General features: G+C 67.0%; 20 protein-coding genes. 12 read left to right on the top strand and 8 right to left on the bottom strand.

The window, feature by feature from the left end:
* Positions 1–12 precede the first annotated feature (12 nt).
* From AADJ02_RS07705 to AADJ02_RS07685, 5 genes are all read right to left on the bottom strand, one after another.
* Positions 13–780: a hypothetical protein gene (locus AADJ02_RS07705; protein WP_341212408.1), complete on the bottom strand. Its 768-nt coding sequence runs from the start codon at positions 778–780 to the stop codon at positions 13–15.
* 230 nt (positions 781–1010) lie between these two features.
* The gene (locus tag AADJ02_RS07700; protein WP_341212407.1) at positions 1011–1994 is read right to left on the bottom strand and encodes a flagellar motor protein MotB; all 984 of its coding nucleotides are present in this window, start codon (positions 1992–1994) and stop codon (positions 1011–1013) included.
* A 125-nt stretch (positions 1995–2119) separates the two neighbouring features.
* Entirely contained in the window at positions 2120–2560 is a 441-nt protein-coding gene (locus tag AADJ02_RS07695; RefSeq protein WP_341212406.1) for a MucR family transcriptional regulator, read from the bottom strand.
* Between the two features lie 164 nt (positions 2561–2724).
* Positions 2725–2946, bottom strand: a complete 222-nt coding sequence (locus tag AADJ02_RS07690) for a MucR family transcriptional regulator (RefSeq protein ID WP_341212405.1) — start codon at positions 2944–2946, stop codon at positions 2725–2727.
* A 17-nt stretch (positions 2947–2963) separates the two neighbouring features.
* Positions 2964–4010, bottom strand: coding sequence for a hypothetical protein (locus AADJ02_RS07685; protein ID WP_341212404.1), 1047 nt, complete (start codon positions 4008–4010; stop codon positions 2964–2966).
* 130 nt (positions 4011–4140) lie between these two features.
* Between AADJ02_RS07685 and motA the strand changes: the two genes are divergently transcribed.
* From motA to AADJ02_RS07660, 5 genes are all read left to right on the top strand, one after another.
* On the top strand, positions 4141–5007 hold the full coding sequence (gene motA / locus AADJ02_RS07680; RefSeq protein ID WP_341212403.1) for a flagellar motor stator protein MotA: 867 nt from the start codon (positions 4141–4143) through the stop codon (positions 5005–5007).
* Positions 5004–5231 (top strand): hypothetical protein, encoded by a 228-nt coding sequence (locus AADJ02_RS07675; protein WP_341212402.1) that lies wholly within the window; start codon positions 5004–5006, stop codon positions 5229–5231. The genes motA and AADJ02_RS07675 overlap by 4 nt, the downstream gene beginning before the upstream one ends.
* The gene (locus AADJ02_RS07670; protein WP_341212401.1) at positions 5221–5643 is read left to right on the top strand and encodes a flagellar FliJ family protein; all 423 of its coding nucleotides are present in this window, start codon (positions 5221–5223) and stop codon (positions 5641–5643) included. The genes AADJ02_RS07675 and AADJ02_RS07670 overlap by 11 nt, the downstream gene beginning before the upstream one ends.
* 88 nt (positions 5644–5731) lie before the next feature.
* Positions 5732–6832 carry a carboxynorspermidine decarboxylase gene (locus AADJ02_RS07665; protein WP_341212400.1) on the top strand — a complete coding sequence of 367 codons (1101 nt, stop codon included), beginning with the start codon at positions 5732–5734 and terminating at the stop codon, positions 6830–6832.
* A 34-nt stretch (positions 6833–6866) separates the two neighbouring features.
* The gene (locus AADJ02_RS07660) at positions 6867–8102 is read left to right on the top strand and encodes a saccharopine dehydrogenase family protein (protein ID WP_341212399.1); all 1236 of its coding nucleotides are present in this window, start codon (positions 6867–6869) and stop codon (positions 8100–8102) included.
* 15 nt (positions 8103–8117) lie between these two features.
* On the opposite strand, the gene AADJ02_RS07655 is transcribed toward AADJ02_RS07660, so the two are convergent.
* Entirely contained in the window at positions 8118–9338 is a 1221-nt protein-coding gene (locus AADJ02_RS07655) for an MFS transporter (protein WP_341212398.1), read from the bottom strand.
* A 186-nt stretch (positions 9339–9524) separates the two neighbouring features.
* On the opposite strand from AADJ02_RS07655, the gene AADJ02_RS07650 reads away from it, so the two are divergent.
* The 7 genes from AADJ02_RS07650 (at position 9525) to AADJ02_RS07620 (ending at position 15638) form a co-directional block, all read left to right on the top strand.
* Positions 9525–9920 carry a VOC family protein gene (locus AADJ02_RS07650; protein ID WP_341212397.1) on the top strand — a complete coding sequence of 132 codons (396 nt, stop codon included), beginning with the start codon at positions 9525–9527 and terminating at the stop codon, positions 9918–9920.
* Between the two features lie 108 nt (positions 9921–10028).
* The gene (locus AADJ02_RS07645; protein WP_341212396.1) at positions 10029–10619 is read left to right on the top strand and encodes a TetR/AcrR family transcriptional regulator; all 591 of its coding nucleotides are present in this window, start codon (positions 10029–10031) and stop codon (positions 10617–10619) included.
* Positions 10616–11644 carry an NADP-dependent oxidoreductase gene (locus tag AADJ02_RS07640; protein ID WP_341212395.1) on the top strand — a complete coding sequence of 343 codons (1029 nt, stop codon included), beginning with the start codon at positions 10616–10618 and terminating at the stop codon, positions 11642–11644. The genes AADJ02_RS07645 and AADJ02_RS07640 overlap by 4 nt, the downstream gene beginning before the upstream one ends.
* A gap of 35 nt (positions 11645–11679) precedes the next feature.
* Positions 11680–12363, top strand: a complete 684-nt coding sequence (locus AADJ02_RS07635) for a type 1 glutamine amidotransferase domain-containing protein (RefSeq protein ID WP_341212394.1) — start codon at positions 11680–11682, stop codon at positions 12361–12363.
* 200 nt (positions 12364–12563) lie between these two features.
* Positions 12564–13445 carry a putative selenate ABC transporter substrate-binding protein gene (locus tag AADJ02_RS07630; RefSeq protein WP_341212393.1) on the top strand — a complete coding sequence of 294 codons (882 nt, stop codon included), beginning with the start codon at positions 12564–12566 and terminating at the stop codon, positions 13443–13445.
* Positions 13445–14125: an ATP-binding cassette domain-containing protein gene (locus AADJ02_RS07625; protein WP_341212392.1), complete on the top strand. Its 681-nt coding sequence runs from the start codon at positions 13445–13447 to the stop codon at positions 14123–14125. The genes AADJ02_RS07630 and AADJ02_RS07625 overlap by 1 nt, the downstream gene beginning before the upstream one ends.
* 1 nt (position 14126) lies before the next feature.
* Complete coding sequence (locus AADJ02_RS07620) at positions 14127–15638, top strand: ABC transporter permease (RefSeq protein WP_341212391.1); 1512 nt, start codon at positions 14127–14129, stop codon at positions 15636–15638.
* Between the two features lie 73 nt (positions 15639–15711).
* Here the strand turns inward: AADJ02_RS07620 and AADJ02_RS07615 are convergent, their stop codons facing one another.
* Entirely contained in the window at positions 15712–16638 is a 927-nt protein-coding gene (locus AADJ02_RS07615) for an FAD-binding protein (protein ID WP_341212390.1), read from the bottom strand.
* A complete protein-coding gene (locus AADJ02_RS07610; RefSeq protein WP_341212389.1) occupies positions 16638–17396 on the bottom strand; it encodes an electron transfer flavoprotein subunit beta/FixA family protein in 759 nt (252 codons plus the stop codon). Before AADJ02_RS07610 ends, AADJ02_RS07615 begins: the two co-directional genes overlap by 1 nt.

Raw genomic sequence — 17396 nt, 5'->3', positions numbered from 1 at the left:
GACCATCGGCCTTCAGCCTTCGCCGGCGGTTTCGCCCTGTACCTTGCAGGACAGGCGCAGCAGGTCATCGACCCGCAAGGCGACATCGCGCAGCCAAGCGTCATGCGTCCGCGCGACGGCATCAAAGCGCACGAGCGTGGCCGTCGCGAGGCCGGAAGCCGGGGCCTCGAAGCTCGCGTCGAGCGTGACGAGATAGTCGCGCAGCCGCGGGCTGTCGAGAAACAGCGGCCCGCAGATCAGCTCGTCAGGGTCCGAGCCACGCACCACCGGGCCGGTCCAGAGGCTGGCCAGCACCGCCGCGAGACCGGCGCGGAACGGCGCGGGGACAAGCCCGAGCCGTGCCAGTTCGGGGCTTCGCGCCAGAGCGTCGTAGCCCTGCGCCAGCAGGTAGAGCGCGTTGGTTTCCTGTTCGGCGGGAAACGCGCCGCGCTGCACCGCGTCGATCAGCAGCTCGCCGACCAACCGGCCAGCGAGCTGCGATCGTGCCGCATCCCCCGCGCCGGGCCGCATCGTGGCCTGGTCGAGGATCACCACCAGCGCCCCGTGCGGGGTCGCCACCGACAGCTCTTCCTCGATCACGTCGCCGAGCGCCAAGGCCGGCAGAAGCTCGGTCTGCTCGGGCAGAATCTGCCCGCCGGCGCGATCCCCGCGCAGCAGGCCGATCCGCCGCATCGGCACGAGCGCATCGAGGAGGCGCCCGAAACGGGCACCTGTGTCACTGTCATCGGCGCAAGCGACATCGCCCCGCCAGATGGCTTCGAGAAGGTTACTGCTCTGCATCGATCCGCCCTGTTATCCGGGTCTGGTTAGTCTGTCCCGCGGCACGCCGCTTTGCGGTTCGTGACGCTTGGTTTCGGTACCTCGCCGCGGGCCTGTCCGCAGTTTGTCTATGAGGCATGTTCAGATTGCGAACCAATTGAGGCCGAAATGGGGCAGCCGCCAGCCAATCGCCCTCCGATGGTCACGATCGTGGCCGATCTGCATCAACCACGATCCCACCGGCAATGATCTCAGCGCCCCCCCTCGACCGCTCCAAGGCCCGGCTCGGGATACTGCAGCAGCAGCCCGATCCGCCTGTTTTGCGGGGCTTCGGGGCGGTCGGGAAAGAGCGGCTGCGTGTCGGCCAGACCGCTCACCCGGCTGATCCGCTCGGGCGGGAGGCCCGCGTCGAGCAGCGCCCGGCGGGTGGCGTTGGCACGATCCGAAGACAACTCCCAATTGCCATAGTCATTCTGCCGTGCAAACGGCAGCGAATCCGTGTGGCCCGAGATCGTGAGGTCGTGGGTCATATCGCGGATCGTCTCTCCGACGATCTCGATCAGGGCGCGGGTCTGCGGCACGATGCGCGCGCTGCCGGTGGCGAACATCGGGCGCTCGTCCTCGTCGAGGATCTGCATCAGCAGCCCCTCGGGCGTACGATCGAGGCGCAGGTTGTCGCCGATGTCGGCCAGCTCCGGCGTCTCGGCGATGCGGTCGGCGATTTCGGCCTCGATGGCGTCAAGTTCGGCGTCGCGGCGGTCGAGGGCCGCCTGCACCTGCGACGCCGCATCGGCCATCGCCTTGGTGCGCAGATCCTCGGCGCTGGGCGGGGCCTCGTCGGCGGGCAGGTATTCGATCACCACCTGCGGCTCCTCGTCGCGCAACCGGCTGTCAAAGGCCTTGAGCGGATCGTTGGTGCCGAAATCGGGGAGGTCCGGCACGTCGACCGGCGGCGCGCCTTCGGAGGCCTGCATGTCACCGGCCATGTCGACGATCTGTCCGCGCAGCACCCCTTCCGAGCCGCCGCCGCGCAACATGCTCATCGACGGGGTGAAGTACTCGGCCAGGCCTTCGAGCTTTTCCTCATCGCTCGCCGCGAGAATCCACAGCAGCAGAAAGAACGCCATCATCGCGGTCATGAAGTCGGCATAGGCCACCTTCCAGCCACCGCCGTGATGCTCGTGGTGCCCGTCGTCTTCGACTTTCTTGATGATGATGGTCTGACCGCCGGCCATGGCCTGCCCCCCTGCCCGCGCCATCCGGCGCGTATGTCATCCCCGCAGCGCCATATCGGCGCCGCAAGGGACGGTTTGAAATTTCGGTGGATGGTTTCGGAGCTGACCCCGCCGCAATGGCCGGATCAGTCGACGATCTCGTCATCGCGGCGCACGGTCTCGCGGCTGTAGCGGCCAAAGCCCACCTTGCGGGCGTAGTTGGCCTTGCGCTTGGAATAGCTCGGCGCCACCAGTGGCATCTCTTCGGGCAGGCCGAAGGCGGCGCGATACTCGGCCTCGGTCATGCCGTGCTCGGCCCCCAAATGCCGCTTGAGCATCTTGAAGCCCTTGCCGCAGCACAGGCAGAACACCTTGTCTTCGGTCACGGCGCGAGACAGCGGGATCGCCGGGGTCATCGTGCCTGTGCCGGAGGGGTCGATCGACGCCGGTGCGTCAGCGTCGATCCCAAGCTCGCGGCTGAGCTTGGCGACCAGCGCCACGATATCGTCGGAACTGACATCCGGACGTGCGGCATAGGAGGCCACGATGGTGCTGAGAAGTTCGGTCTTGGAATCCGCTTTGGTCATGTCTGCCCTTTCATCTAGGGAGAGCGCCCCGCCCGACGGCATCGGCAATCCAAAAGAAGGGACCGATGCGAGAGGTGACGGCATCAAGTCGAATTCTTCGACGGCAATGTTTAATCCTTGCATGTATTGTTGGCCGATACAACCAATCCTTTGGAAAGCGCGGCTCATGTGCAGAAACCGGCTCGCTTGAGCACATAGTTCGGCGCGGCCATTGGATATTCGGGCGGCAGGTTCCAGCGGGCGCGGTATTGCTCGGGCGTCAGATGCAGGATCTCGCGCAGGTGACGGCGCATCAACACCAGCTTGCGGCCGGTCTCGAGGCAGATGATGTAATCGGGCGTCACGCTGGTTTCGATCGGCACGGCAGGGCGTCGTGGTTCGGGCACTGGGCCCGCCTCCACGCTCACCGCAGCGCCTCGACACCGCCCAGCGCGGCAAGCCCGGTCCGCGCGGGGATCAACGGCCCGGCCCCGTTCTCGGCGACGGCAAACGGGCTCCAGCCGATCGCCAGCGATCCACCGACCAGAACCATGCCAGCCACCAGAAGGGCGGCGCGCAGCGGGCGTCTCAGGCTCCAGCCCTCTTCGACCTCGACCATCGGTGCCTCTGGCGGGGCCGCCGTCTCGGGCAGCATCGGGCGCACGAAGATCCCGGTCGCGGTGATCGAGACCTGCGCGTGGTGGGTCTGCTTGCGGAACCGCGCGGCCCAGGCCTCGGGGAACTGTTCTTGAGGCATGTCGATGACCAAGGCCGCCCCCGATTGCCACTCTGCCAGCGCGCCGCGCGGCAGCACGAAACAGCCGAAATCCGCGCTGTGGCCGACATTGCCGACGGTCACCGGCATCTCGTTGCCCTGCGCCGTGTCCGGCTCGAGCGTCAGGCGAACCCGGGCGCCCTGCCCGTAGAGCTGGGCCGACACGAGGGTGCATTCGCGCCGCGCGGGGTCGTTTGCGGCCTCGAAGCCTTCGGGAAACAGCCGCGGCTCTGGCGCAGGAGCCGCGCGCCGGGCCGCGCGCCGCTCGCTGACCTGCGGCAGATCGCTTTCAGGCTCGTCCGCGAAGGGCCGGGCACGCTGCCCGATCACCGCCTCTGGGTCGAGGCCTTCCTCGCAGGCGAAGCGGTAGTTGATGGCGTAGTCCTGCGCGCTCTCGCTCAGCCCGTCGGTCGAGGCGGCGAGCGCCAGAAGCTGTTGCTCTTCGGAAAAGCGCACGCGGCGGGTGGCGAAGCCTTCGACCTGCGGCACCACCGCCAAGGTGTCGGCTTCGTCGCCCAGCCCCTCACGCAGAGTGTCGAGAACGCGACCCGCCTCGTCGCGATGATGCACCAAAAGCTCGCAGCGCCCCGCCCCATCGAGCCGGACCATCAGCTGCATGGCCTCGGGCCAGTCACGCATGACACCGCGCAGGCTGTCCTCTTCGAGGAAATAGGCGAGGGTTTCGACGCTGCTCATTTCAAACACCACTGCGGCAAACTTAGGAACTATCCTTGTTTATGCTTGAATTGGTGTCAATTATCCTTATCCGATTTAGGCGGAAAGACGCGATGCTGTGTCGCGGAAGCAAGGTTTTCGGAGAGCTGCGATGACCCTAATCCTCGGACTTGTCATGGTCTTCGGCCTCGTCTTTGGCGGCTTCATGCTGTCGGGGGGAAGCATGGGAATCGTCCTGCACGCCCTGCCCTTCGAGGGCATGATGATCGGCGGTGCGGCGCTGGGGGCCTTCGTGATCGCCAACTCGATGACGGTGATCAAGAGCGCGCTCAAGGGGATCGGCAAGGTTCTGAAAGGGCCCAAGTGGAAGGCCTCGGATTACGAGGCACTCCTCAACCTGATGTATGAGCTGGCCAGGCTCTACAAACAAAAGGGCATCCTGGCCCTCGATGAACATATCGAGACGCCCAAGGACAGTTCGATCTTCCAGCGCTATCCCACGATCCTCAAGGACCACTTCGCCACCGAGCTGATCACCGACAGCTTTCGGATGCTGGCGATGCAGTTCGACGACAAGTACCAGACCGAGGACGTGATCAACCGCAAGATCAAGAAGCATCATCACGAGGCGCTGGGTGCTGCCGGCGCGATCCAGACCATGGCCGACGGCCTGCCTGCGATCGGCATCGTCGCCGCCGTGCTCGGCGTGATCAAGACCATGTCCTCGATCGATCAGCCGCCCGAAGTTCTGGGCAAGATGATCGGCGGCGCGCTGGTCGGCACCTTCCTCGGCGTGTTCCTCGCCTATTGCATGGTCCAGCCTATCTCGGGCCGTCTCAAGCAGATCGAGGACGAGGACGGGGCCTTCTACATGATCATCCGCGATATCTTCGTCGCCATGGTCGCCAACCATCCGCCGAACATCTGCGTCGAGATCGGCCGCGGCAACATCCCCACCTCCAAGCAGCCCGACTTCTTCAAGGTCGAGGCCGCGCAGAAGGAGCTTCCGGCGGCATGATCCGCGCCACCCTCCTCGCGCTGTGTCTGGCCGGTCCCGCCTTTGCCGCGGGATCGGCCGAACCCGTGGAGAAGGAGGCGGAGGCCGCAGCCCCCCCGGCCGGCGCCGCCCAGCAGCCCTATGCGCTGCTGCCGCCCGAGCATCTCAACGCGTTTCCGCCCGAGATATTGGCGCGGATGCGCGCCGCCCTCGTGGCGTTGGAGGCCGCGCGCGATGGCAAATAGACGCGACCGGGCGCTGGGTCTGATCGAACGGCTACACCGGGTCGAGATCGAGGCCCGCGCGGTCGAGTTGAACGCCCTGCGTGACAAGATGACCGATCTGGAGCGGCGCAGCGCCGAGACGGCAGAGGCGCTGGCCCGCGACGGGCGCATCGTGTCGATCGAATCCGCCCCCTATGTCGGGGCCTATATCCGCGACGCCCGCGCCCAGATCGGCGCGCTCGACCGGGCACGCGCCGATCTCGAGCCGCAGGCGACCGCGCTCGAGGATGCGATGCGCGAGAGTTTTCGCGAGATGAAGACCGTGGCCACCGTCGCCGCCCGCGCCAAACTGCGCGCCACCCAGGCACGCGCCGCCCGCGAGGCGGCCGACACCGACGAAATGGTGCTGCTGCGCTGGGGTCGCGACGACTGAGGCGCAGGCGACTGTTGAGCCTGTCGCGGCGCATGTCTATATGCCCCTCGCGCCACCCGCCCGTGGCCCGACACGCGAGGGAGCCCCGATGACGCTGCGAACCCCCTACTATCTCATCGACAAGCAGGCGCTGCTGCCCAACCTCGAAAAGATCGCCCGTCTGCGCGAACTGTCGGGGGCCAAGTCGCTGCTGGCGCTCAAATGTTTCGCCTCGTGGTCGGTGTTCGAGCTGATGAGCGAATACATGGACGGCACCACCTCGTCCTCGCCCTTCGAGGTGAAGCTCGGGCGCAACCATTTTCCCGGTGAAACCCATGCCTATTCGGTGGCATGGGACGAGGCCGACATGGCCGAGGTGCTGGCCAACTCCGACAAGATCATCTTCAACACCATTGGCCAGCTGGAGCGCTTCGGCGAGGCCGCCCGCGATCACGTGCGCGGGCTGCGGGTGAACCCTGGCATCAGCTCGTCGTCGTTCGACATCGCCGATCCGGCGCGCCCCTTCTCGCGGCTGGGCGAGCACGATCCCGCGCGGATCGAGACGGTCTGCGACCGGGTGTCGGGCTTCATGTTCCACAACAACTGCGAGAACCGCGACTTCGATCGCTTCGACGCGATGCTGGGCGAGATCGAAGGCCGCTTCGGCCATCTGATCTCCCGCATGGAGTGGATCAGCCTCGGTGGCGGCATTCACTTCACCGGCGCGGGCTACCCGCTCGAAAAGCTGGCCGAGCGGCTCAAGCGGTTCTCGCAAGATCACGGCGTGCAGGTCTATCTGGAGCCGGGCGAGGCCGCGATCACCAACTCCACCACGCTGGAGCTGACCGTGCTCGACACGCTCGACAACGGCAAGAACCTCGCCATCGTCGACAGCTCGATCGAGGCGCATATGCTCGACCTGCTGATCTACCGCGAAAGCGCGAAAGTCGCGCCCAACGCTGGCGATCACGAGTGGATGGTCTGCGGCAACTCCTGCCTTGCGGGGGATATCTTTGGCGAATTCCGGTTCGAACAGCCCTTGAAACCCGGCGACCGCGTGTCGATCCGCGATGCGGCGGGCTACACGATGGTCAAGAAAAACTGGTTCAATGGCGTGCGCATGCCCGCCATCGCGGTACGCGAACTCGACGGCACGGTTAGAACCGTGCGCGAATTCGGCTATGGTGACTTCGAAGCCGCCCTGTCCTGAGGCGCGGCAACACACGAAAGGAGGCTCGAGGGTCTTGAAGAAGAACGTCCTCATCATCGGCGCCGGCGGCGTCGCACAGGTCGTGGCGCATAAGTGTGCGCAGAACGCCGACCTGCTCGGAGACATCCACATCGCCTCGCGCACGCAGGCGAAATGCGAGGCGATCATTGCCTCCGTCCGGGACAAGGGGAGCCTCAAGACCGACGCTGCCCTCGCGGCCCATGCCGTGGACGCCACCGACAGCCGTGCGGTCGCCGCGCTGATCGAGAAGACCGGCGTCCAGATCGTCATCAACGTGGCGTCGGCCTTCGTGAACATGCATGTACTCGAAGCCTGCATCGAAACCGGTGTGGCCTATATCGACACCGCGATCCACGAAGAGCCCGAAAAGATCTGCGAAACGCCGCCGTGGTACGGCAACTATGAATGGAAGCGCCGCGACCGCTGCGCCGAAAAGGGCGTGACGGCGATCCTCGGCGCGGGCTTCGATCCGGGCGTGGTCAACGCCTATGCGCGGTTTGCCATCGACGAGTACATGGACGAGGTGAAGTCCATCGACATCGTCGACATCAACGCTGGCTCCCACGGGCGCTACTTCGCGACCAACTTCGACCCCGAGATCAACTTCCGCGAGTTCACCGGGACGGTCTATTCGTGGCAGGATGGCGCGTGGCAGGAGAACGAGATGTTCGAGGTGGGCCGCGACTGGGACCTGCCGGTCGTCGGCACCCAACGCGCCTACATGTCCGGCCATGACGAGGTGCATTCGCTTTCGGCCAACTACCCGCAGGCCGATGTGCGGTTCTGGATGGGCTTTGGCGAGCATTACATCAACGTCTTCACCGTGCTGAAGAACATCGGACTTCTGTCCGAGCAGCCGGTCAAGCTGGCCGAGGGTCAGGAAGTCGTGCCGCTCAAGGTGGTGAAGGCCTGCCTGCCCGATCCCTCCAGCCTCGCGCCCGATTACACCGGCAAGACCTGCATCGGTGACTTCGTCAAAGGCACCAAGGATGGCCAGGAGGTCGAGGTGCTGGTCTACAACGTCGCCGACCACGCCGAGGCCTATGCCGAGGTAGGCAGCCAGGGCATCTCCTACACCGCGGGCGTGCCCCCCGTGGCCGCCGCGATGCTGATCGCCACCGGCGAATGGGACGTGGCCCGGATGGCCAATGTCGAGGAGCTGGACCCCAAGCCCTTCCTCAAGGTGCTGGGCGAGATCGGACTTGGCACCTGGGTGCGCCAGGGCGGCACCGACGAAAAGCTCTACTGACGGGTCTGGGGCGGCCTAGCGCCGCCCGCCCGCAAGCTGCGCCGCCTCTGGCAGGCGGCGCAGCAACAGCATGGCCCCGGCCCCGATCACCGGGCCGGGGACCAGCACCAAGAACGCCCAGCGCCACCCGCCCATGGCCCCCGCCACCAGCGGCATGATCTGGATCGCCACCACCGTCAGCGCGAAGCCGATGCCAAGCTGCAGCGTCACCGCCGTGCCGACAAAGCGCGGCTCGGCCAGTTCCGTCACGGCGGCCGAGAACTGGGCGCTGTCGGCGACCACCGTGATCCCCCAGACCAACGCCACCAGCGCCAGAAGCCAGCCCGGCCCGTCGAAGGCAAAGCCGATGGCGAGCGCCGAGGCCCCCGACAGTCCCATCATCAGCGCCGTGGTCGCACAGCGGCCAATCCGGTCCGACAACGCCCCCGCGAGCACGCATCCCAACGCCCCCGAGGCCACGACAACGAAGGTGAGCATCGACGCGGAACCCGTTGGAAAGGGGATTATTTTCGCCTCTGCCGCCGTGGCGAAGGCAAGGAACCACGCCCACATGGCGTAAAGCTCCCACATGTGGCCGAAGTAGCCCAAGTTCGCGAGCATCACGCCGCGATTGCGCAGCGCGGCGAGGCTCTGGCGCGGATCGAAGGTGGCGCGGCCAAAGCCATGCGGCCCCTCTGCAAGACCCTGCCCGAAGATCAGCGCCGCGACGCCGGTGGCCGCCGTGGTGCCGATCACCACCGCGCGCCAATCGAGCCCCTCGGTTAGCGCACGCAGCAGATGCGGCATCGAGGAGCCGAGCGTCAGCGCGCCGATCAGAAAGCCCAGCGCCAGCCCCCGCCCGCGTGTGAACCACGTCGCCATCAGCTTGATCGCGGGCGGGTAGACCCCGGCAAGCGCCGCCCCGGTCAGCGCCCGCGCCGCGATCGCCACCCCGGCCCCCGGCTCCAGAAGCAGCACCGCGTTGGCCAGTGCCGCCACCAGCGCCGAAATCGCCATGAGGCGCGGCAGCGCCACGATGTCGGGAAGGTTGACGAGGCTCGCCCCCACTGCGCCCGCGACGAACCCGAGTTGCACGGCGTTGGTGAGCCAGGCCTGCGCGCTCGGGCTCAGGGACCAGTCGCGGACCAGATCGGGAAGAATTGCCGTAGCGGAAAACCAGCTCGTCATCGCGCAGACCACGCCTGCGCAGATCAGCGCCAGCGCGCGCCAACGGCCAGAGGCGGGAATGTCGGTCATGGGGTCGCCTCTCGCAGGGAACGCCAAGACCTAGACCGCCGCCAAGTTGCTGTCGATACGAGCCGCACAAGGGACAATGCGCCATAGCGAACGAAACCGCCCATTTCGTTCCATCTCTCAACTATGGACCCGACGGCCCCGTTGCGGCATTCGGCGAACAACCCACCCCATGACAAGGACCACCTCATGCCCAAGATGATCCACTCCATGATCCGCGTCCGAGACGAGGCCCGCTCGCTCGCGTTCTACGAGCTGTTCGGGCTCGAGATCGCCGAGCGGCTCGACTTCGACGCCTTTTCGCTGATCTATCTCAGCAACGCCGAGAGCGGCTTCGAGCTGGAGCTGACCGTCAACAATGGCGACACCGCCTATGATCTCGGCACGGGCTACGGGCATCTCGCGTTTCTGGAGGACGATCTGGAGCCGCTGCACCAGCGCCTCGTCGAAGCCGGTCACGCGCCGCGCGACATCAAAGACTTCGCACCCGATGGCCAGACCATCGCGCGGTTCTTCTTCGTGGCCGACCCCGACGGCTATGAAATCGAGGTGCTGGCGCGCAAGGGCCGCTTCGCCGAACAATGATCGTCCCGGCGGGGTGGCGTCACGCCGCCCCGCCCTGACGCCAAGTCAATCCATCCCCTTCGACCGAGGCGCTAGACGACCGGTCTATTAGACCCCATCTGCCTGATCATGACCGATACGCGACAGCATATTCTTGCCACCGGACGCGCCCTCGTGGCGCAGCATGGATACACCGGCGTCGGGCTCTCCGAGCTTTTGACGCAGGCCGGTGTGCCCAAGGGCAGCTTCTACCATTTCTTCAAATCGAAGGAGGTCTTCGGCTGCGCGCTGCTTGACAGCTTTGTCGAGAGCTATGCCGCGGACCTGACCACGACATTGGCCGCCCCGGAGCTTTCCGGGCGGGACCGGCTGATGACCTATTTCGGCCGCTGGCGAACGAACCAGACAGGCGACGCCTATGAAGCGCGCTGCCTTGTGGTGAAGCTCTCGGCCGAGGTGGCGGATCTGTCGCCCGGCATGCGCGAGGTGCTGGCGCGTGGCGTTTCGGCCATCGTGGCCCGTCTTGCGCAAGTGATCCGTGAAGGCGTGGACGATGGCTCGATCCCGCCAAAGACGGACGCCGAGGCCCTCGCCACCACGCTCTACCAGATCTGGCTGGGTGCCAGCCTGATGGGCGCGCTTTCGCGCGACATCGCCCCTTATGACAGCGCCTTGGCCGCCACGGCCGCGCTCGTCGACCAACAAGGACCGACCTCATGACCCAATCTCCCGACACCAACCGCCGCTGGGTTCTCGCCGAACGCCCCAAGGGCGAGCCCAACGAGAACACGCTGCGGCTCGAGACCGCCGATGTGCCCACGCCCAAGGACGGCGAAGTGCTTCTGGCGACCGAGTTTCTCTCGCTCGACCCCTACATGCGCGGCCGGATGAGCGACGCGCCCTCCTACGCCGCCCCCGTGGAAATCGGCCAGCCGATGGTCGGCGGCACGGTGGCGCGTGTCGTCAAGTCCAACAACCCGAACTTCGCGACAGGCGACCGGGTGGTGAGCTTCTCGGGCTGGCAGGATTATGCCCTGTCAGACGGCACCGGTCTCAACAAGCTGCCCGCGAATATGCCGAACCCCTCATGGGCGCTGGGCGTGCTGGGCATGCCGGGCTTTACCGCATGGGCGGGCCTGCGCGAGATCGGCAAGCCGAAGGCCGGCGAGACGCTGGTGGTCGGCGGCGCGACCGGCCCGGTGGGCGCGACCGTGGGCCAGATCGCCAAGATCCACGGCCTGCGCGCCGTGGGCATCGCGGGCGGCCCCGAAAAGTGCCGCCACGCGGTCGAGACCTTGGGCTTTGAAGCCTGCGTCGATTACAAGGCCGAAAGCTTTGCCGAGGACCTCGCACGCGAGACGCCGAACGGCATCGACGTCTATTGGGAGAACGTCGGCGGCGCGGTGTTCGACGCGGTTCTGCCGCAGCTCAACACCGGCGCGCGCATCCCGCTGTGCGGCCTGATCTCGCAATACAACGCAACGTCACTGCCCGAGGGACCGGATCGGATGAACTGGCTCATGGGGCAGATGCTGCGCAAGCGGATCACCATGCGCGGCTTCATCATCTTTGACGATTTCGGTCACCTCTACCCCGAATTCGCCGCCGAAATGGGCGGCTGGGTCTCGGAAGGCAAGATCACCTACCGCGAAGAGATGATCGAAGGTCTGGAACAGGCGCCCGAGGCTTTCGTTGGCCTGCTGCGTGGCGAAGCCTTCGGCAAGCGCGTGATCCGCGTCGCCTGAACGGCACCGCGCCCAGAATTCAAAGGAAAGACTACATGACCAAGATCCTGATGATCCTCACCTCGCATGACCGCCTCGGCGATACCGGCGAGAAAACCGGCTTCTGGCTCGAAGAGTTCGCGGCCCCCTACTACGTCTTCAAGGATGCAGGCGCCGAGATCACGCTGGCCTCGCCGCAGGGCGGCCAGCCGCCGCTCGACCCCAAGAGCGACGAGCCCGACTTTCAGACCGAAGCGACGCATCGCTTCAAGGAAGACAAGGAGGCGCAGGACCAGCTTGCCTCGACCGAGCGCCTCGACGAGATCTATCCCAACCAATACGACGCCGTCTTCTATCCGGGCGGCCACGGCCCGATGTGGGATCTCGCCGAGAATGCCGACAGCCGCCGCATCATCGAGGCCTTCGTGAACAACGATCGCCCGCTGGGGGCCGTCTGTCACGCCCCGGCCATCTTCCTGCACACCCAGACCGAAGCCGGAGAGCCGCTGGTCAAGGGGCGCAAGGTGACTGGTTTCACCAATGGCGAGGAAGAGGGCGTGGGTCTCACCGACGTCGTGCCGTTCCTGCTTGAGGACATGCTCAAGGGCCACGGCGCGGATTACTCCAAGGGCGATGACTGGGCCCCCTATGTGCTGGTCGACGGCACGCTCGTGACCGGTCAGAATCCGGCCTCGTCCGAAGAGGCGGCCAAGAAGCTTCTGGCGCTCGTCGACGCCTGATCGCCCACGCGATGCCTTGCCCGGCCCGTCCGCATAGAGCGGGCGGGCCTTTTTCATGCACGGTTTGCAGGCAGGACGTGCCAGCCCATGCGCCTGACGACGCTTTGCATGCGCTCTTGCGCCCCGGGTCCCGCCTCACCGCTTGCCATGCGCGCACCAAGGCCTAGAAGGGCCTCGACACCTGACCCGGAGCCAGATCCATGCCCATTCGTCTCAGCCGCCGCGCCCTGCCGCTCGCCGCCCTGCTCTTCGCGGCCCTGCCCGCCGCCGCGCAGGACCCGGCCACGCTCTACTTCTCGGCCATCCCCGACGACGACGAGACCCGCCTGCAGGAGCGGTTTGGCAAGGTCGCGGAGTACCTCGAAGAGACCTTGGGCGTGCCGGTGGCCTATGTACCGGTCAAGGATTACGCCGCCTCGGTCACCGCGTTCCGCAACGACCAGATCCAGCTCGCCTGGTTCGGCGGTCTGTCGGGCGTGCAGGCCCGCCGGATGGTGCCCGGAAGCCGCGTTATCGCCCAAGGGGCCGAGGACGAGGCCTTCGTCACCTATTTCATCGCCAACATCGACACCGGCCTGACCGAAGCCGAGGATGGCAGCTTTCCCGAAGGGCTGGCGGGGCTGAGCTTCACCTTCGGCGCACAGGGCTCGACCTCGGGTCGCTTGATGCCCGAGTATCACTTGCGCGAGATCACCGGTCAGGCGCCGCAGGATCTGTTTTCCGACGTCGGATTCTCGGGCGACCACGGGCAGACGCTGCGCCTCGTGGCCTCGGGGGCCTATGATTTGGGCGCGCTGAACTACAGCGTCTTTGAGCAGGCCGTGACCGAAGGCGCGCCCGAGATCGACACCGCCACCGTGATCTGGCGCACGCCGCCCTATCCCGATTACAACTGGACCATTCGCGGCGACGTCGACGCGCGCTGGGGCGAAGGTTTCGCCGACAAGGTGCAGGCGGCGCTGATCGCGCTCGACGACGCGGAGATCCTTGCGAGCTTCCCGCGCTCGGCCTTCATCGAGGCGAGCGACGCGCTCTACGCCCCGATCGAGAATACGGCACAAGAGCTCGACCTGATCGACTGATGCCGGATGCGCCGCTCCTGCGCTTTGAGGGCGAGACGCTGTCGTGGGACGGCACGACCGTGCTCGACCGTGTCTCGCTGTCGCTGTCGCGCGGCGAGCGGCTGGTGCTTTTGGGGCGCAGCGGCTCTGGCAAGAGCACCCTGCTGAACGCGGTCCGGCTCAAGCTCGAGGCGCAGCGCCCCGCGCCGCGCTTGGCTCTGGTGCCGCAGGACCCCGGGCTGGTGCCGCAGCTGTCGGTGTTCCACAACGTCTGGATGGGGCTGCTCGACGATCACTCCGCCGCCTACGGGCTGCGCGTGCTGCTGCGCCCGCCGGGGGGCGAGCGCGCCCGCGCGGCCCCTGCCATCGCCCGTGTCGGGCTGGCCGGCTTCGAGCGGCGACGCATCGGCTCGCTCTCAGGCGGGCAGAAGCAGCGCGCCGCTCTCGCGCGCGCCCTCACACGTGGCGGCGATGCGCTGATCGCGGACGAACCTGTCTCGGCCGTCGATCCGCGCCAGTCGGGCGACCTGCTCGACGCTCTGGCCGAACGGTTCGAGACCATGGTTCTGGCGCTGCACGACCCGGCGCGGGCGCTGGCGATCGGCACCCGGGTCATCGGCATCCGCGAAAGCCGCATCGTGCTCGACCGCCCCACCCGGGGGCTGTCCCTGCCCGAGCTTCATGCGCTCTACGAGGGCTGAAATGGCCGCACCGCGCCGCCTCCGGGCCTCCCGCGTGCTCGCGGGCTTCGGGTTGGTCACGCTCGCGGCGCTGCTCTTTGCCGACCTCGACCTCGCGCGCCCCGACCCGTGGCTGACCCTGCGCCGTATCGGCGCGGGGCTGCTTTCACCCGAGATCGGCGATCCCGCCGCCCTCGCCTATGCCGCCGCTCTCACGGTCGCGTTCGCGGTCTGCGGCGTCTTTGCCGGTGCTCTGGCGGGCTTCGCGCTAAGCTTCGGTTACCGGCTGCGCCCGATCCGGGCGCTGTGCATCCTCGTGCGCTCGGTGCACGAACTGTTCTGGGCGCTTTTGCTCTTGAGCATCACCGGCCTCGGGCCGCTGACCGGCGTGCTTGCCATCGCCCTGCCTTACGCGGGCATCTTCGCCAAGGTCTTTGCCGAATACCTCGCCGAGGCCGACCCGGCAGCGGGCCGCGCCCTGCCGCGCCGCACCCCAGCGCTGTCGCGCCTCTTGTGGAGCCGCCTGCCGCTGGCCCTGCCCGAGCTTGGGGCCTACACGCTCTATCGCCTCGAATGCGGGCTGCGCTCCTCGGCGGTGTTGGGTTTCGTCGGGCTGCCGACACTGGGCTACCTGCTCGAAACCGATTTTCGTCAGGCCAACTACGGCGCGGCGGCGGCCACCCTCGGGGTTTACCTCGCTCTGATCCTGCCGATCCGCTACTGGATGCGGCTGCGGCTGGCGCCCTTGTGGCTCGGGGCCTCCGTCTGGCTGCTGTCGCGCCACCCCGCTCCGCCGATGGGCGACGGCGCGCTCTGGCGGTTCCTTGGCGACGCGGTGCCCGCGCCGATCCGGTCGGGCGACTGGGCCGGGCTCTGGCCGTGGCTTGGCAAGCTCCTGGGCGAGCAGGCGCTGCCCGGTGTGATCGCCACGCTGATCTTGTCGCAGTTGGCACTGGCGCTGGCCGCCGCTGTCGCCGTCACCGGCTTTCCGCTGATCGTGCGCCGTGTGACGGGACGCGCGGGCGCGCTCTTGGGGCATCTGGCGCTGGTGCTGTCGCGCTCGATTCCCGACTACATGCTGGCTTTTTTGATCCTGCAGGTGACGGGGCCGTCGAAGCTTCCTGCCATTCTGGCGCTTGGCCTGCACAACGGTGCCATCATCGCGCATCTGATGGGGCGGCAGGGCGACGCGCTTGTGAGCCGGCTCAGACCCGACGCGCCCCACGGGCTGCGGCTGGCGGCGTGGGAACTGCTGCCGCGCCTTTCGGGCAACTTCTTCGCGCTGTGCCTCTATCGCTGGGAGATCATCGTGCGCGACAGCGCGATCCTCGGGCTTTTGGGCATCGCCACGCTGGGCTTTTACGTCGACGCCGCCGTGCAGGAGCTGCGCACGGATCGCGCCGTGCTGCTGCTCGTGGTCTCGGCGCTGCTGACACTTGGGATCGACACTCTGTCGGGCTGGATCAGGGGGCGGATGCGGCTTTCAGCGCCCGGCATGCGACAGGCGGAACCGGAGCAAGCCGAAGCGGCCTGAAAGATGAGTATTTGTCGAGCAAAGTGGCCAGCATGCGGCCCGGCGGGGGATGTCCCGCGCCGGGCCGTCCGGATCAGAGCTTTTCGGTCAGCTCGGGCAGCGCGGTGAAGAGATCCGCGACGAGGCCGTAGTCGGCGACCTGGAAGATCGGCGCCTCCTCGTCCTTGTTGATCGCCACGATGACCTTGCTGTCCTTCATCCCCGCGAGGTGCTGGATCGCGCCCGAGATGCCGACCGCGATGTAAAGCGCGGGTGCGACCACCTTGCCGGTCTGGCCGACCTGCCAGTCGTTCGGCGCATAGCCCGAGTCGACCGCGGCGCGGCTCGCGCCTACTGCCGCGCCGAGCTTGTCGGCGAGCTTCTCGATCAGCGCGAAGTTCTCCTCCGAGCCGACGCCGCGCCCGCCCGAGACCACGATGCCCGCGGAGGTCAGCTCGGGCCGGTCGCTCTCGGCGAGCTTGTCCTCGACCCAAGTCGACAGGCCCGGATCGGCGGCGGCGGCGACGTCCTCGACCGAAGCCGAGCCGCCCTCGCCCGCGGGCTCGAAGCCGGTGGTGCGGATGGTGAAGACGCGGGTGGCATCGCGCGACTTCACCGTCTGCACCGCGTTGCCGGCATAGACCGGGCGGTCGAAGCTGCCGTCTTCGTGGATCGCGATCACGTCGGGGATGATCATCACGTCGAGCAGGGCGGCGACGCGCGGCATGATGTTCTTGGCGTCCGTCGTCGCGGGGGCTGCGATATGCTCGTGCCCCTCGGCGAGGCTTGCGACCAGCGCCGCCACCGGCTCGGCCAGGCGGTGGGAGTAGAGCGCGTCCTCGGCGCAGAGCACCTTTGCCACGCCCGCGATCTTCGCGGCCGCCTGCGCCGCGTCCTTGGCCTTCGCCCCGACGCACAAGAGCGTCACATCGCCAAGCGGCGCCGTGGCGGCGACGGCGCGGGCGGTGGCGTCATGGTTCAGCTCGCCGTCGGTGACCTCGGCCAGAAGCAACACGCTCATCACACCACCCCCAGATCTTTGAGTTTCTCGACCAGATCATCGACCGAGCCGACCATCATCCCCGCCTTGCGCTCCGGCGGCTCGGCGGTCTTCACCACCTCGAGCCGCGGGCTCACGTCGACGCCGTAATCGGCCGGGGTCTTCTCGTCCAAGGGCTTCTTCTTGGCCTTCATGATGTTGGGCAGCGAGGCATAGCGCGGCTCGTTGAGCCGCAGGTCCACGCTCACGATCGCCGGCAGCTTGACCGAGATGGTCTGCAAGCCGCCGTCGACCTCGCGGGTGACCTGCGCGTGCTCACCGTCGATCTTCACCTCGGAGGCGAAGGTCGCCTGGGACCAGCCCAAGAGCGCCGAGAGCATCTGCCCGGTGGCGTTCATGTCGTTGTCGATCGCCTGCTTGCCGCAGAGCACGAGGCCGGGCTGCTCCTCCTCGACGATACGCGCGAGGATCTTGGCCACCGCCAGCGGCTCGATGTCCTGATCGGGGGCCTCGGCGGCGACCACGAGGATCGCCCGGTCCGCGCCCATCGCCAGCGCCGTGCGCAGGGTCTCCTGCGCCTGCTTCACGCCGATCGAGACGGCGACGATCTCCGAGGCGGTGCCCGCCTCCTTCAGCCGGATCGCCTCCTCGACCGCGATCTCGTCGAACGGGTTCATCGACATCTTCACGTTCGCCAGATCGACGCCCGAGCCGTCCGACTTCACACGCACCTTCACGTTGTAGTCGATCACCCGCTTCACGGGGACAATGATTTTCAT

Source organism: uncultured Limimaricola sp. (assembly GCF_964022235.1).
GTDB lineage: Bacteria > Pseudomonadota > Alphaproteobacteria > Rhodobacterales > Rhodobacteraceae > Limimaricola.
This window is presented reverse-complemented; position numbering and strand designations above follow the sequence as displayed.

Coding starts and splice junctions, on each gene's coding strand:
- AADJ02_RS07705 (WP_341212408.1), bottom strand. CDS start 780: ATGCAGAGCAGTAACCTTCTCGAAGCCATCTGGCGGGGCGATGTCGCT.
- AADJ02_RS07700 (WP_341212407.1), bottom strand. CDS start 1,994: ATGGCCGGCGGTCAGACCATCATCATCAAGAAAGTCGAAGACGACGGG.
- AADJ02_RS07695 (WP_341212406.1), bottom strand. CDS start 2,560: ATGACCAAAGCGGATTCCAAGACCGAACTTCTCAGCACCATCGTGGCC.
- AADJ02_RS07685 (WP_341212404.1), bottom strand. CDS start 4,010: ATGAGCAGCGTCGAAACCCTCGCCTATTTCCTCGAAGAGGACAGCCTG.
- motA (WP_341212403.1), top strand. CDS start 4,141: ATGACCCTAATCCTCGGACTTGTCATGGTCTTCGGCCTCGTCTTTGGC.
- AADJ02_RS07675 (WP_341212402.1), top strand. CDS start 5,004: ATGATCCGCGCCACCCTCCTCGCGCTGTGTCTGGCCGGTCCCGCCTTT.
- AADJ02_RS07670 (WP_341212401.1), top strand. CDS start 5,221: ATGGCAAATAGACGCGACCGGGCGCTGGGTCTGATCGAACGGCTACAC.
- AADJ02_RS07665 (WP_341212400.1), top strand. CDS start 5,732: ATGACGCTGCGAACCCCCTACTATCTCATCGACAAGCAGGCGCTGCTG.
- AADJ02_RS07655 (WP_341212398.1), bottom strand. CDS start 9,338: ATGACCGACATTCCCGCCTCTGGCCGTTGGCGCGCGCTGGCGCTGATC.
- AADJ02_RS07650 (WP_341212397.1), top strand. CDS start 9,525: ATGCCCAAGATGATCCACTCCATGATCCGCGTCCGAGACGAGGCCCGC.
- AADJ02_RS07645 (WP_341212396.1), top strand. CDS start 10,029: ATGACCGATACGCGACAGCATATTCTTGCCACCGGACGCGCCCTCGTG.
- AADJ02_RS07640 (WP_341212395.1), top strand. CDS start 10,616: ATGACCCAATCTCCCGACACCAACCGCCGCTGGGTTCTCGCCGAACGC.
- AADJ02_RS07635 (WP_341212394.1), top strand. CDS start 11,680: ATGACCAAGATCCTGATGATCCTCACCTCGCATGACCGCCTCGGCGAT.
- AADJ02_RS07630 (WP_341212393.1), top strand. CDS start 12,564: ATGCCCATTCGTCTCAGCCGCCGCGCCCTGCCGCTCGCCGCCCTGCTC.
- AADJ02_RS07625 (WP_341212392.1), top strand. CDS start 13,445: ATGCCGGATGCGCCGCTCCTGCGCTTTGAGGGCGAGACGCTGTCGTGG.
- AADJ02_RS07620 (WP_341212391.1), top strand. CDS start 14,127: ATGGCCGCACCGCGCCGCCTCCGGGCCTCCCGCGTGCTCGCGGGCTTC.
- AADJ02_RS07615 (WP_341212390.1), bottom strand. CDS start 16,638: ATGAGCGTGTTGCTTCTGGCCGAGGTCACCGACGGCGAGCTGAACCAT.
- AADJ02_RS07610 (WP_341212389.1), bottom strand. CDS start 17,396: ATGAAAATCATTGTCCCCGTGAAGCGGGTGATCGACTACAACGTGAAG.